Genomic DNA, 12020 nt, shown 5'->3' on the forward strand with positions numbered 1-12020 from the left:
GCCACGTCACCGACCAGGCGGCACTTTCCCCCCTCACGACTCAGTCGAGCCCTGACCCACACCATCCGTGAGCTGCTGGAACGACTCCTGCCACCACGCAGGCAACGCTCCAACCCCCGTGTCATCAAACGCAAGATGTCCAACTGGCACCTCAAACACACCCACCACCGCAACCCACCCCGACCACCAGCCAGAACAGTCACACTCATCCCGCCCACCAAACCCGCCAGCAAACGCCAGAAAAACACCTAAATCACCGGTATTGCTACTAGGGGCTGCTTCCGCAGTAAATGCCTCTGCTCTTCCTCTACCCCACGGGCCTTTGTTGCGGAAGCAAGTCGTTCTCGCACGCTCGCTGTGTGCGGGGGACTTCTCCCCCTTCGCTCCTTCTCCCTCTGCTCTCCTTTGCGCGACCATGACGGCCCGATGACATCCCCGTACCGACCGTCGCACCAGCGCCGTGCCATCACCGTGTCGGCGGCTCGCCGGCGGCTGTGCCGATCTCGCTCCGCCGGCGTTCCGTGGCTGCGCTGCCGAAGCCCGCCGACGGGCTTCGGCAAGGGGCACAGACAGGCTTTTCGGCCCCATGAAACAGCGCCTCCCTCGCGCCTGCGAGGTGACTCATCGGTACACGAAGGAGACTCGACGGGGACATCGATAAGACGCCGACTGATGCCGGTGTACCTCTTGGAGTTCTGCGCACGTCCTCACAGCGTCTCGCGCGCGCCCCGACAGTGCCGCACTGGCGTCGCACACAGAACCTTCGGAGGACTCACCTGTGCAGGGATGCCGGGTGGCGTCTCCCAGGAGACACGACCGGGACGCCAATGGTGCCTCATCCGTACTCCAATGCAGCTCCTCGGGATCAGTGCTGTGACCGCGGGTGTCTCGCAGGTGTCCCGCGTGAGCACTTGCCGCGTCGTAGGTGAGGCGCAACGGCGCACGATGCCGGCGGCCTGCGTGCGGTCGCCCCAGGTGGAGGCACGGGGGGTGTCTCACAAGTGTCTCTACCAGTACTCGATAGGGGCTCGAATGGCACCTCTCTTGCGTATCGAATGGGACTTGCACAGGACTCGACAGGGACACTAAAGTGGACCCGCGTCGATTCGCATTCGAGAGGAAACGCAAAGGGCGGTGAGTCCATATGAAAGAGCGAGAGACATCCGGCGAACGACCGGATGAGGTACAGGAGCGAGTGGCAGGGCGAGGTGAGTGCAATGGCGAATCAATCGGGTGAACCTCGCAAGGTCCGCTGGACCGTGCCCGCCGCCGACACCTCGGTGATCGAGTGGCTCGATCAGCAGGAGAACATCTCGCAGTCGCTGCGACTGCTCATTCGAGAGTCCATTCAGCGCGACGGATACATCGACGTCTTCTACAAGCCGGTCGAGCAGCTGCCGCGTCGCGGCCGGCCGCCGCTGGAGATGACCGAGCAGCGCGAAGACGACGAGGCAATGGCCGATCGCCGTCCGGTCGCCGGACCGGTACAGGCACAGCCTGCGGTCACCGCCGAGGCCATCGTCGAGACGGCAGCGCCAGCGCCGGAAGCCCAGCCCGAGCCAGTTCCCGCATCGGTCGAGGAGCCCGTAGCGAGCACAGTGCCCGCGCTCAGCGCAGCAGCAACAGAGCCGCCGAAGCAGGCATCCATCGACGAAATCATGGCGAGCACTCGGCGCTGAGCGACGCGGTGACTACCACTTTCCAGGCAGACAACACAGACACCGAGGGATTGAATTCATGAGCACCAATAGCAACGACATCATCACGCTCACCGGCGGCATCGACGTCGGCAACGGCTACGTCAAGGGCGTCATCCAGAACACGAAGCAGGGCACCTTCGACGAGATCGATCTGCCCAGCGCGGTCGTCTCCACTTCCCGCACCTCGCCGAAGGTGCCGCTGCCCGACGCGGACGCGGCCACTGTGATGGCCGGTGACTTCTACAACCAGATCGACTGCTCGCTCACCACTCCCCTGGTGGCAGCGTCGGACCGCCGGATTTTCGGCCGCGCGGCGCTGTCCGTGCGCGGCTCGAAGTTCACCGAGTTCGAGGTGCTGGGCAAGCACTCCAAGGCCGATCAGGAGCTGAGCAAGGTCCTGGTCCTGGGCGTCTTCGCTGCGAAGGCCCTGCGCGACTACGTCCGCGAGAACGGCGCGCTGCCCAAGCAGGAGCTGCGCGTGCAGGTGCGCGCCGGCCTGGCGCTGCCGATCTCTGAGTTTGTGGCGCGCCGCCACGCCTACGCCGCCGAGTTCATCGGCCTCCTGGGCAACGCAGACCCCGCGGTGCACCTGGTGACGATCAAGAACTTCAGCACTCCAGTCTCGGTGCGCCTGCAGTTTGTCGACGTCCAGGTGATGGCCGAGGGTGCCTCCGCGCAGTTCGCCATCACTGACAAGGGCGAGCCGCTCGCGCAGGCTCTTCTGGATGACCTGCGCGCCCGTGACGCGTCCGTCGTCGAGGGCGTCTCGGCTTCCGACCTGGTGGCGGTCCAGCACACCATCGGCGTCGACGTCGGCGAAGGCACCGTGAATTTCCCGGTCTTCACCGACGGCCGGTTCAACCCTGAGGCGGCTGCCACGCTCGACGAGGGCTACGGCACCGCGCTGATGAACGCCATGGAGCGCATGAGCGAGTCGGACGCCGCGCTGCAGTTCTCCTCGCGCAAGCAGCTGGCGGATTTCCTCCACGCGGAGCCGTCTGTGCTGGTGAAGAACCGTCACCGGCGCGCCGCCGGCTTCGTCGAGGACGAGGCCAGCTACCTGGTCGACGAGATCGTCTCCTCTTTCGGCGACGTCCTCTCCCAGGCCGGCGCGACGACCGAGGTCGTCTACGTCTACGGCGGCGGCTCGGGCCCGATCAAGCACCTGCTGCACCCGGCGCTGCTCAAGGCCGCGGGCGACGTGCCGGTGCTCTACCTCGACTCGAGCTACTCGCGGCACCTGAACCGCGAGGGCCTGTACATCGCGGCGCGCCACGTCGAGCAGCAGGCCAGCGCCGCGCAGGACGGGACCAAGAAGAAGGCGGCCTAGCGGCCGCTCCGGTCAACCACACGAGGAGGGTCTCGGCGGCCCAGACGGTCTGCGAGATGCAGACTCTGTTCTCGGAGCACCATGCTGCGCGGATCGCCGTCGACTACGACGGCGGCGCTCCCGCGGCCCCTGGGGCCTCGTGTTCCGGACGCAACACGGACAGCGCTCTTCCGCCCTTCTGGTGAACGTCGACACGATGCGCCGACTGCTGCTGGCCGAGGAGGACGCCGGGCGACTCAAGTCGGGCACCAAGGTGGAGCGCGAGTCGTGCCCAGGCCGAGCCTGTCGCCTGACACGGGTTAAGACCTGCCTTGAGGCCCAACTCGCTCTGGTGAGCGCCGAGATGGCTACGTTCACCGAGGTCCGCTTCCTCTATTTGGCCGACGGCTCCAGCCGCCCTCTCTACGACAACTACCAGGAACGCGAGGCACTCGCGATCCCCGCTATCGCTGCTGCCCTCTTCACGGGCGGTCCGGACAACAACATCGGGTTGGGATACATGAGCGACTACCGGAAGATCGTGAAACTGCTCGACGCGAACACCGGCGCGGCGCGGATGAGTCAGGTCTTCGAGGATTTCGTCGAAATGGCCGCGCTGGCTATCCGCAATGCTGTGGACTACTGCGGCCGTGACAAGCGCGAGGCGCAGTACCTCCGGACGGCCGGCCGCTACGACCGTGCGTCGCTGAACCGCTTCGCCCAGGCCCTCGCGCTCGTCATCGAGGAGATGGACCGGGATCCCTGCGACGTGCTCGGCCGCCTCTACATGGAGCTGGAGATCGGCAACGAGCGGCTCGGTCAGTTCTACACGCCTTACGACGTCGCGGAGTTGATGGCCCAGATGCAGATCGAGTCGGTGATCGAGCATGTGCAGACACACGGCTTCGCTGATCTGTACGAGCCCGCCTGCGGCGCCAGCTCATTCAGCGTCGCTGTGTCGCAGGCGATGCTAGAGCACGGTCTGAACCCCCAGACGCAGCTGCACGTGACGGCGGAGGACATAGCTCCCCAGGCCATACACATGATCTACATCCATCTGACGCTGCTGCACATCCCCGCGGTGGTGCAGCGCCGCGACACGCTCACGCTGCGAACGTTCGACTCGTGGCCCACTCCCGCTCATGTCCTGGGCGGTTGGGGTCAGAAGCTCCGCCTGGTCCAGTCCGTCGGCGGGGCACAGAAGCTGCTCAGCAGGGCGCTGCAAGACTCCGCCGAGTCTCGCTGCACGCGCCGGCATGCCGCTTGAGGACCAGGTCCGCGCCCTCCTCGTGAGGGAAAGGCGCACGGGTACGCCGGCAGCGGCCAGGCCGCGGCCGGCGCGGAGCGGAAGAAGAACGCGGTCGCGCGCGGATCCGCCCATCGGACCAGTTCCCGCACGTGGGCCCGCACGACGAGTCGGCTGGCCCCTACCCGGGCGGCGCAGGGCCGCCGTCAGTCTGCCCTTGCAGTTCGCGTTCCGGCTACGCCCCGTCGACGATCAGACCGTGCCTGCAGCCGGTTCGTGCCGTCGGCGGCATCCGTTCACGTACTCGAAGGAGAGCTGACGACATGGGCACGGCAGACATCCACGCGTGGTGCTTCGATCACGGGCGCGCCCACACGTTCAAGGGCGCCCCGGATGTGCGCCGGACGGTCCTCGGGCTGTGTGAGCGTCTCGGGTGGACGGTCACTCCGGCCGGTTGACCTTCCGGCGCCACCACGGCGGGACCGGACGCTATCGGGTGTCCCGCCCTCCCCTCAGCTTGCCGCCCCCGGTGTCCTGTTCTTGCGGGTCTCGAAGTCCATCGCACCCTTTGAACTGAGGTGTTGCGACAACCGCTAGAACTCAGGGTGATCCGCCGGGGCTCTCGCGCGGTCAGGCGCAGGTGTCGAGCATCCCGGACAGGGCTGCGGCCTCGGCGGGGTTGGCGGTGAGCTGGTAGTGGGCCTTCACGCTGATCCAGGCGCGGCTGTAGGTGCACCAGTACGACTGCAGCGGCGGCTTCCAGTTCCCCGGATCCTTGTCACCCTTCCCCCGGTTACTGCCCGCCGACACCGCGATCAACTGCGAGTCGACCAGGTCGTTCGCGAAGGCGCGCCGCTCGGGCGTCGTCCACTGCGATGCGCCGGAACGCCAGGCTTCCTTGAGAGGGACGACGTGGTCGATGTCGATGCCGGAGGCGGAAGTGATCGTCTTGCCGTCGTACTCGGAGTACCAGGTACCGGACACGGCGCGACACTGGTCGTCCTGGACCACGTCCTGGCCGTCGCGCTGGAGCACGACCTCGCGGGTGTCACAGGTTCCGTGCTGGGTGATCCAGTGCGGGAACTTCGCCCGGGAGTACCCGGGGACGTCGTCCTCGCCGGTCACGACCAGGTCCGCGAGGAGCTCTCGGGCCTTGACCGCGTCCGGCGGTTCGGGGAGCTCCCGGAGGGACGGTGCCTGGCCGGCGGTGGCCTTGTGGGCGGAGGTATGGGGGCCGACCGCGGTGGCGGTGACCGGGGCGGCGGTCAGCACGAGCCCGGCGAGCGCCGAAATGGCAGTGAGGAGCGCGGTGCGGCGCAGCGGATGACGAGTCATGCCGATCATGCTCCGGCCCCGGACGGCGGAGAATCGTTGCTGCCTGGCTGGTGTCACCCGCGTGGGTGGGAAGTCGTACCGGGTGTGTGGCGGGCGGGCCGCGGGCAGTTCCGGTCCACCGGGCCGGCCTTGATCCCTGCTCGTGCACAAGGCCGCCCGCGGCCCCGGGCCGGCGTCTTCGTGATGCGATCACTTCCGCCCGGCACAAAGATCGAGGTACGGGTGGCCCGACCGCGTCCCTGTCTGCGCGCGGGGTCAGCGCGCCTTCCTGGCGCGCTGGTCCGCTTCCCGTCCCACTACCCGCCAGGGGGGCCTGGAGGTACGGATGCCGCGGCCCTTGTGGACCGGAGCCATTTCCTTTGGCCTGGTCACCATCCCGATCAAGGTCGTCAGCGCGACCGAGGACCATGCGATCCGCTTCCACCAGGTCCATCTGGAGGACATGGGCCGGGTCCGCACCCGCAAGATCTGCTCGATCGACGACGAGGTCGTGCCGCAGGAGGAGATCGGCAAGGGCTACGAGCTCACCAAGGACGAGCTCGTCCCGGTCACCGACGAAGAACTCGACGAGATGCCCCTGCCCACCGCGAAGGCCATCGAGATCGTCGCTTTCGTCGACGCAGACAGCATCGACCCGATCCGGATCAGCGACAGCTACTACCTCGCGATCGACGGACAGGTCGCGGCGAAGCCGTACACCCTGCTCCGCAAGGCGCTGGAACGCTCCGACAAAGTCGCGGTCGCCAAATTCGCGTGGCACAACCGCGAAAGGCTCGGGCTGCTCCGGGTGCGGGATGACGCGATCGTGCTGCACGCGATGCGGTGGCCCGACGAGATCCGCAGCCCCGACTCCCTCAAGCCCAGGGACATCGACCTGGACGACGAGGAGATCGAGCGGGCCGTCCAGCTCACCGACACCATGGCCCTCGACGACATCTCCGGTTTCCGGGACGAGTACCGCGACGCCCTGGAGGAACTGATCGAGGCGAAGGCCGAGGGCACCGAGCTCCCGGAGCCGGCCGAGGGCGAGGAGCGGGAGACCGGGAAGGTCGTCGACCTGATGGCCGCCCTGAACGCCTCCGTCAAGGCGGCCAAGGAGAGCCGCGGCGAGCACAGCGGCCAGGACGCCACCGTCCACACGATGCAGCCACGCAAAAAGACCCCGGCCAAGAAGAAAGCCGCCACGGCCAGGAAGACCACAGCCGGGAAGCGCACGGCGAAGAAGACCACAACGAAGAAGACTGCTGCCGGGAAGAAGCGCAGCGCGTCCTGAACGGACGCCCGGGCGGGATGGTCATGGGGTTGCCGCGGATCGCTCCGATGCTCGCCACCGCGGGAAGTCTGCCGCCCGCGGCCGTGGAGGGCCGGTGGGCGTTCGAGGTGAAGCAGGACGGGCTGCGGGCCATGGTCTACCTGCCCGGTGACGGGAGCACGGTCCTGCGGTCCCGGTCCGGGGCAGACATCAGCGCCGTCTACCCGGAGCTCGCAGAGCTCGGGTCCCTGCTCGGCCGGCCCGCAGTCCTGGACGGCGAGATTGTCGCACTCGACGACGAAGGGCGCAGTGACTTCGAGCGGCTGCAGTCCCGTATGGGCCTGGCCTCGGCGGCGAAGGCGGCCCGGATGACCCAGGTGGTGCCGGCGCATCTGGTCCTGTTCGATGCCGTGTATCTGGACGGCCACCGTCTGACCGGGCTGCCGTACACCGAGCGCCGCGCCCTCCTGGAGGGCCTGGGGCTCGACGGGGAGCACTGGTCGACGCCCGCGGCGGTCGTCGGGCACGGGGCGCAGGCCCTGGAGATGACCCGGACCGCGGGGCTGGAGGGTGTGGTCGCGAAGCGGCTTGCGTCTGTGTACGAGCCCGGGGTCAGGTCCCGCTCGTGGGTCAAGATCCGGCACGTCCGGACCATTGATGTGATCGTGGGCGGGTGGGTACCCGGCCGCGGCCGGCTCGCCGGTCTGCCCGGCGCACTGCTGGTAGGCGAACGGCACAGCGGCGGCCTGCGGTACGTGGGCAGCGTCGGCACCGGATGGAGCGACAACGAACGCGCCACGCTCGCCGAACTGCTCGAAGCCGCCGCGATCGACGAGTGCCCTTTCGACAAGGTGCCGAGCGTGGCCGGCGCGCGGTGGGTGCTTCCGCGTCTGGTCGGCGAGGTCCGGTACGCGACCAGGACCCGGGCGGGACTGCTGCGACACCCTTCATGGCACCGGCTGCGCCCCGACCTCGCACCGGACGACATCACCTGACCCCGGCGCGTCCTCTACTGAGGTTGCAATCCCGTCTGCGGGTTACAGATCTGGCACGGCTCGATGTCCGGCTCCGCCAAGGCGATCAACGCCTCCTCACGGTCGAGGAACCCGCCCTCGACCGGATACAAGGCGCAGTCCCCGCGGTGTACCAGAGCCGCCGACGATGACCTCTGCGGTTGGATCTTCCACCGCAGCGCGGCATGCGCCTGCTCCCGGCGGCGCTGCTCCTGTTGCTCTTTGATTTCCAGTTCCCGGATCCGCCCCTTGACCTGGCGGAGCTGCCACTCCAGCCAGTCGGCCAGGGTCCGGTTCTTGTCCAGGTCGGATATGCCGCCGGGCATGGCTACGCCTCGGCCGGCTCGTGCTCGTGGGCGTGCTTCAACGCCATGCGTGCCGCGACCACGTCCTCGCTCAGTGTCGACCAGTACGGGTGCGTCATCACCTCGGCGCTCAGCCGGCGCAGCTCGTCCTGGAAGCGTCGGACTTCTGTGGCCTGCTCTTCCGTGGATCCGGGAGAGTCCTCTTTGTGGGACCGGTAGGAGGAGTGCAGCTGTTTGTCGCCCTCCCAGCCGGGCATCGGCTCGGCCGACCACGGCAGGGTCTTGGCGTACTTCTCGTACGCGGTGCGGGTCTCGTGGAGGGCGACCTGGGCGTCGAGGAGGTCTTGCGGGAAAGGGAAGGTTTTCGGCACGCCATAAGGGTACATCTGTTCGAATTTCGGATGCGAATGACGCGCCGAAACCGCACAAAACAGGCATCATCAGGTCTAGACCGGGCCGCCCTCGGTCCCGACGGCGCGGTTCGTGAGGAAGCGCCATGGACCGAATCCCGCCAGCACGGCCTCGCGGCTTCAGGAGAGCGAGGTCGGCTTGCGGGGTGGTGGGACGGCGCGGAGGAGTTCCCACAGGGGGCGTGAGCCTGCTGCCCACGTGCCGAGGGTGTCGCGGTCGACGACGTGGAGGCGCTGCTGTTTGGCGAAGGTGACGGCCGGGGCCGTGACGCGGCCGTTGGTGACGATCACCGCGATGTCGGCGCCGTGGACCTGGCGGGCGGTGCCGTTGAGGACCTGGAGGTCCGGGGTGCCGACGGCGGAGCCGGCGAGGCCGTTGCGGCGGTGTTTGCACTGGATGACCCAGCGCCGTCCGTAGGGATCGGTGGCCTTCACGTCGGCGCCCAGGTCGCCGGCGCCCCCGACGCGGACCGCGTCCTGGCAGCCGTCACGGTGCATCAGCTCCCGCACCGCGTCCTCGAACCGGGCATGGTGCAGGCTGTCCAGCTGTGTCAGCCCGTAGCGCAGGCCCTGTGTACGGACCGCTTCCCACCGTGCCCGCTGCTGCTTCTGATGGAGCCAGACACCACCACCCAGCACAGCCAGGACACCGATGGCGACCAGAACCCACCAGTGCACCAGCAGCCAGTTGACCACGGCCACCACCACGGCAACGGCCAGAACCGCGACCACGAGGAGCACGACCAGCCGGTCATCCGCACGCTGCCGCCTGCCGCGCCTACGGGTACGCCGCCGTACCGGGGAGCGCCTGGCCGCCGCGGGCCGGCGCCTGCGGGGGCTCACCGGCTGGCCTGTGTCACGCCGCTCGCGACCTGCCCCAGGAAGCTCAGGATGCCCTGGCCCACCGGGGTCGGGGCCAGCAGGATCCCGAGCGCCAGGACGATGACGACGGTCATCTTCTCGTCGAAGCGGCTGCGAGCCTCAGTCCGCCGGCGCAGCCGGAGGAAGACAACGACTACGAGCAGCACAGCAACGTTGATGGTCAGCAACCGCCCAGACCTCCCGCACGACCGGCCAAGAACACAAATGAGGCCGCTGTGCCGCCCCACCCTCTTGTGTAGCGGGGCCGTGGTGATGTTGGAGGCGGGTTGCCGTCGAATGGCACAAAGCCATTAGGCCCTGGCCGAATACCGCGCGGCGGATCAGTCGTCGACGTGCACGGTCGCGTACATGTCCCCGGGGGCGCCACCATGCTCGCCGGGGCCGCCGAGTTCGCGGATCCGGAGCTTCTGGCCCTGCCTGATGCCCGCAGGAATGCGGACCTTGTGGGTGTGCTGTTCGTGGATGATCCGGCCCTCCCCCTTGCAGGTGGTGCAGGCCCGTGCCGCCCTCTCGTCGGTCCGGGTGGCGCATGCGGGGCACGTCCGATGGACCGTGATCCGCAAAGGGATGATCGTGCTGTCCGTGGCTTCCGCCTGGCTGACGTAGATGTCATGCGTCCGGGCCGCGGCGGGGCGGCGATGAACCCGGTGGTGGCATCGGCTTCGAGGTGAGGTCACCACCGGGCGGGAACGGCCCCACATGAGAGTAGACGGCCTGTCACCGCCCCGGCCCACCCAGCCGGTGCACATGGTCGGGCGCGGCAGCAGGTTGCACAGGTATTCGGCAGCAATGCGGGCTCATCGTGACTGCACCGGTGCCCGGGGGAGCACGTATGCAGCAGCTTGCCGGGCGGTGGACCGCTGTTGCTCGTATGGTCGGGCGTGAGTGCCCTGACAGGACGGTGCTCCCGGTTCGGCCCTGCGGTCACTTCGCACGTTCCGCAGGGCCAGCCCAAGGCAGGGCTCGATGACGGCAGTCGGTTCGCCGGCTAGGCGGACCTGCGACGCGCTGTAATCAGGCTGTGCTCGCCGAACGACACGTCGCCCGGCTCCGTGCTTGGCGGGCCTCGCGCCGGATGTCGCGTGCCTCCTCCCTGGCGGCCTCGCGTTCCCGCTCGGTCCGGTTTCCCGGAAACACGGTCGCGCCGGGCCGTGGTCCGTTGTTACAAGAAGGACATGGGAATCTGGACCGACGCCTTCATCGCACCCCCGGCACCCATTCTCCTGCGGACGGAGACGTTCGGCCGACTCGCGGTCGAGTTGGCGCGCGAGCGTGTGGTCCGGACCCCGTGGGCACTCCTAGCGGGGAAGCTCTGCGTCAACGCGAGCCTCAACTGGGGCAGCGTCAGCGGGCGGGCCAACTGGGACCGGCCTCCCGTCGGTTCGGTGCTGCGGACCGAGGAGTACCCGTGGGACACAGAGGACCCGGACGACGACCCCCCTCCCTGGGGCCCTTCGCACGAGGAGGCCCGGCTGCTCGCCTCCGGCGAGATGGCGCTCGACATCCTTCCGGCGCTGCGGGCCGCCCCGTACGGCGACGAGGACGTCGCCGTCGTCTTCGCCCACATGGACTTCGGCAACCGGGCGATCACCGACTACTTCCAGTACGAGGACGAACGCACGACGCTGGCCTGCTTCGCCCTGGCACGCTCCCAGAACCGGCCGCTGTCCGCCAACCACTGCGGGAACATGGACGACGGGCCGACACTTCCGGTGCGGACCTGCGTGGTCCACACCTTCAAGCACGCGCTGGGTAACCTCGGCCTGGACGGCGGCCCGGTACCAGCGCTCGCCGCCATCACCTCCCACTACTTCGGACCGGACCAGGTCAGCGGCAAGACCTGGGGCTGAACCCGCCCGGCGCCGGGCGGGTTCCACGGCATCACGTGAGGCTGAAGAAGAGGGTGTCCTGCGTGTACCACCATGGCTCGCGCTCGAATTCCATTTCGGCAGCGGTGCAATTGCACGGCTCCGCGTGGCCCCCTTAGCCGGCGTTCCACTCGTGGGCGTGGCCGCCGCGCCATTCGATGAAGCGGGGGTCGTCAAGCACGGTGTCGGCGTCGGGGATGCCGGCGGCTTCGAGGAAGACGACGAGGTCGTGGTCGGAGAAGGCGGTTCCGAGGACTTCGTCGTGGCCGTGGGTGTGCGCGGTGACGCGTCGGCCGCCCGTGCTGCTGGGCTGGTGCACGGTGATCGGAGCGCTGGTCATGCCTCAAGCGTGCTCCCGACAATCCAGCCCGGCCATCGCAGCGGTTTCGCACTCGGTCAGGAAGGGGCACCGAACGTGCACTTTCGTGCATGGCAGAGGGTGGCTGTGCCCCGGCGCTTAGAGTGCGATCGCGTGGTGTCCCTCTTCGCGGGATTCCCTCCGGACCAGCTGGCCGGAGGGAGGAAGTGCCTCTCCCGGCCTTGTCGAGGAGGCAGATCATGAAGTGGGACGATGCGCCGGACTACGCCGCGTGGAGCTTCTACCTGAGTGCAGTCGAGTTGCTGCTCGACTTACTCAGTCGGCTCCCGCTGTAGCCCGGCGACCGCTCCGCGGGGCCGTTCCTTCAGGGGGCGGCCCCGC

Annotated in this window: 14 protein-coding genes; 7 read left to right on the forward strand and 7 right to left on the reverse strand. The window is 68.2% G+C overall.

Going from position 1 to position 12020, the window contains the following annotated elements; genetic code table 11:
- Window positions 1-1259 precede the first annotated feature (1259 nt).
- The 4 genes from ABZY11_RS12840 (at window position 1260) to ABZY11_RS12855 (ending at window position 4713) form a co-directional block, all read left to right on the forward strand.
- Window positions 1260-1679 (forward strand): hypothetical protein, encoded by a 420-nt coding sequence (locus tag ABZY11_RS12840; RefSeq protein WP_356479159.1) that lies wholly within the window; start codon window positions 1260-1262, stop codon window positions 1677-1679.
- Between the two features lie 58 nt (window positions 1680-1737).
- Window positions 1738-3030 (forward strand): ParM/StbA family protein, encoded by a 1293-nt coding sequence (locus ABZY11_RS12845; RefSeq protein ID WP_356479160.1) that lies wholly within the window; start codon window positions 1738-1740, stop codon window positions 3028-3030.
- 181 nt (window positions 3031-3211) lie between these two features.
- On the forward strand, window positions 3212-4276 hold the full coding sequence (locus tag ABZY11_RS12850; protein WP_356479161.1) for an N-6 DNA methylase: 1065 nt from the start codon (window positions 3212-3214) through the stop codon (window positions 4274-4276).
- 302 nt (window positions 4277-4578) lie between these two features.
- On the forward strand, window positions 4579-4713 hold the full coding sequence (locus tag ABZY11_RS12855) for a hypothetical protein (protein ID WP_356479162.1): 135 nt from the start codon (window positions 4579-4581) through the stop codon (window positions 4711-4713).
- Between the two features lie 172 nt (window positions 4714-4885).
- Here the strand turns inward: ABZY11_RS12855 and ABZY11_RS12860 are convergent, their stop codons facing one another.
- Window positions 4886-5590: an HNH endonuclease family protein gene (locus ABZY11_RS12860; protein ID WP_356479163.1), complete on the reverse strand. Its 705-nt coding sequence runs from the start codon at window positions 5588-5590 to the stop codon at window positions 4886-4888.
- A 325-nt stretch (window positions 5591-5915) separates the two neighbouring features.
- Between ABZY11_RS12860 and ABZY11_RS12865 the strand changes: the two genes are divergently transcribed.
- Window positions 5916-6863, forward strand: a complete 948-nt coding sequence (locus ABZY11_RS12865) for a Ku protein (protein WP_356479164.1) — start codon at window positions 5916-5918, stop codon at window positions 6861-6863.
- Window positions 6864-6910: 47 nt separating this feature from the next.
- Entirely contained in the window at window positions 6911-7837 is a 927-nt protein-coding gene (gene ligD, locus ABZY11_RS12870; protein ID WP_356479165.1) for a non-homologous end-joining DNA ligase, read from the forward strand.
- A 14-nt stretch (window positions 7838-7851) separates the two neighbouring features.
- Here ligD and ABZY11_RS12875 read toward each other — a convergent pair whose 3' ends face one another.
- The 5 genes from ABZY11_RS12875 to ABZY11_RS12895 form a co-directional block, all read right to left on the reverse strand.
- A complete protein-coding gene (locus tag ABZY11_RS12875; RefSeq protein WP_356479166.1) occupies window positions 7852-8181 on the reverse strand; it encodes a DUF6233 domain-containing protein in 330 nt (109 codons plus the stop codon).
- Between the two features lie 2 nt (window positions 8182-8183).
- Window positions 8184-8531 (reverse strand): hypothetical protein, encoded by a 348-nt coding sequence (locus ABZY11_RS12880; protein WP_356479167.1) that lies wholly within the window; start codon window positions 8529-8531, stop codon window positions 8184-8186.
- 159 nt (window positions 8532-8690) lie between these two features.
- Window positions 8691-9413 (reverse strand): restriction endonuclease, encoded by a 723-nt coding sequence (locus tag ABZY11_RS12885; RefSeq protein WP_356479168.1) that lies wholly within the window; start codon window positions 9411-9413, stop codon window positions 8691-8693.
- Window positions 9410-9619 (reverse strand): hypothetical protein, encoded by a 210-nt coding sequence (locus ABZY11_RS12890; RefSeq protein ID WP_266773528.1) that lies wholly within the window; start codon window positions 9617-9619, stop codon window positions 9410-9412. Before ABZY11_RS12890 ends, ABZY11_RS12885 begins: the two co-directional genes overlap by 4 nt.
- A gap of 153 nt (window positions 9620-9772) precedes the next feature.
- Entirely contained in the window at window positions 9773-10015 is a 243-nt protein-coding gene (locus ABZY11_RS12895; protein ID WP_326742807.1) for a DnaJ C-terminal domain-containing protein, read from the reverse strand.
- A gap of 612 nt (window positions 10016-10627) precedes the next feature.
- Here ABZY11_RS12895 and ABZY11_RS12900 point away from each other — a divergent pair.
- Window positions 10628-11302, forward strand: coding sequence for a hypothetical protein (locus ABZY11_RS12900; protein ID WP_326742806.1), 675 nt, complete (start codon window positions 10628-10630; stop codon window positions 11300-11302).
- Window positions 11303-11435: 133 nt separating this feature from the next.
- Here the strand turns inward: ABZY11_RS12900 and ABZY11_RS12905 are convergent, their stop codons facing one another.
- Window positions 11436-11660 (reverse strand): hypothetical protein, encoded by a 225-nt coding sequence (locus ABZY11_RS12905; protein WP_326742805.1) that lies wholly within the window; start codon window positions 11658-11660, stop codon window positions 11436-11438.
- Window positions 11661-12020: the final 360 nt, after the last annotated feature.

Source organism: Streptomyces sp. NPDC006510, from assembly GCF_040611955.1.
In the GTDB taxonomy this organism is placed as follows: Bacteria; Actinomycetota; Actinomycetes; order Streptomycetales; family Streptomycetaceae; genus Streptomyces.

Coding starts and splice junctions, on each gene's coding strand:
- ABZY11_RS12845 (WP_356479160.1), top strand. CDS start 1,738: ATGAGCACCAATAGCAACGACATCATCACGCTCACCGGCGGCATCGAC.
- ABZY11_RS12855 (WP_356479162.1), top strand. CDS start 4,579: ATGGGCACGGCAGACATCCACGCGTGGTGCTTCGATCACGGGCGCGCC.
- ABZY11_RS12860 (WP_356479163.1), bottom strand. CDS start 5,590: ATGACTCGTCATCCGCTGCGCCGCACCGCGCTCCTCACTGCCATTTCG.
- ABZY11_RS12865 (WP_356479164.1), top strand. CDS start 5,916: ATGCCGCGGCCCTTGTGGACCGGAGCCATTTCCTTTGGCCTGGTCACC.
- ligD (WP_356479165.1), top strand. CDS start 6,911: ATGCTCGCCACCGCGGGAAGTCTGCCGCCCGCGGCCGTGGAGGGCCGG.
- ABZY11_RS12875 (WP_356479166.1), bottom strand. CDS start 8,181: ATGCCCGGCGGCATATCCGACCTGGACAAGAACCGGACCCTGGCCGAC.
- ABZY11_RS12900 (WP_326742806.1), top strand. CDS start 10,628: ATGGGAATCTGGACCGACGCCTTCATCGCACCCCCGGCACCCATTCTC.
- ABZY11_RS12905 (WP_326742805.1), bottom strand. CDS start 11,660: ATGACCAGCGCTCCGATCACCGTGCACCAGCCCAGCAGCACGGGCGGC.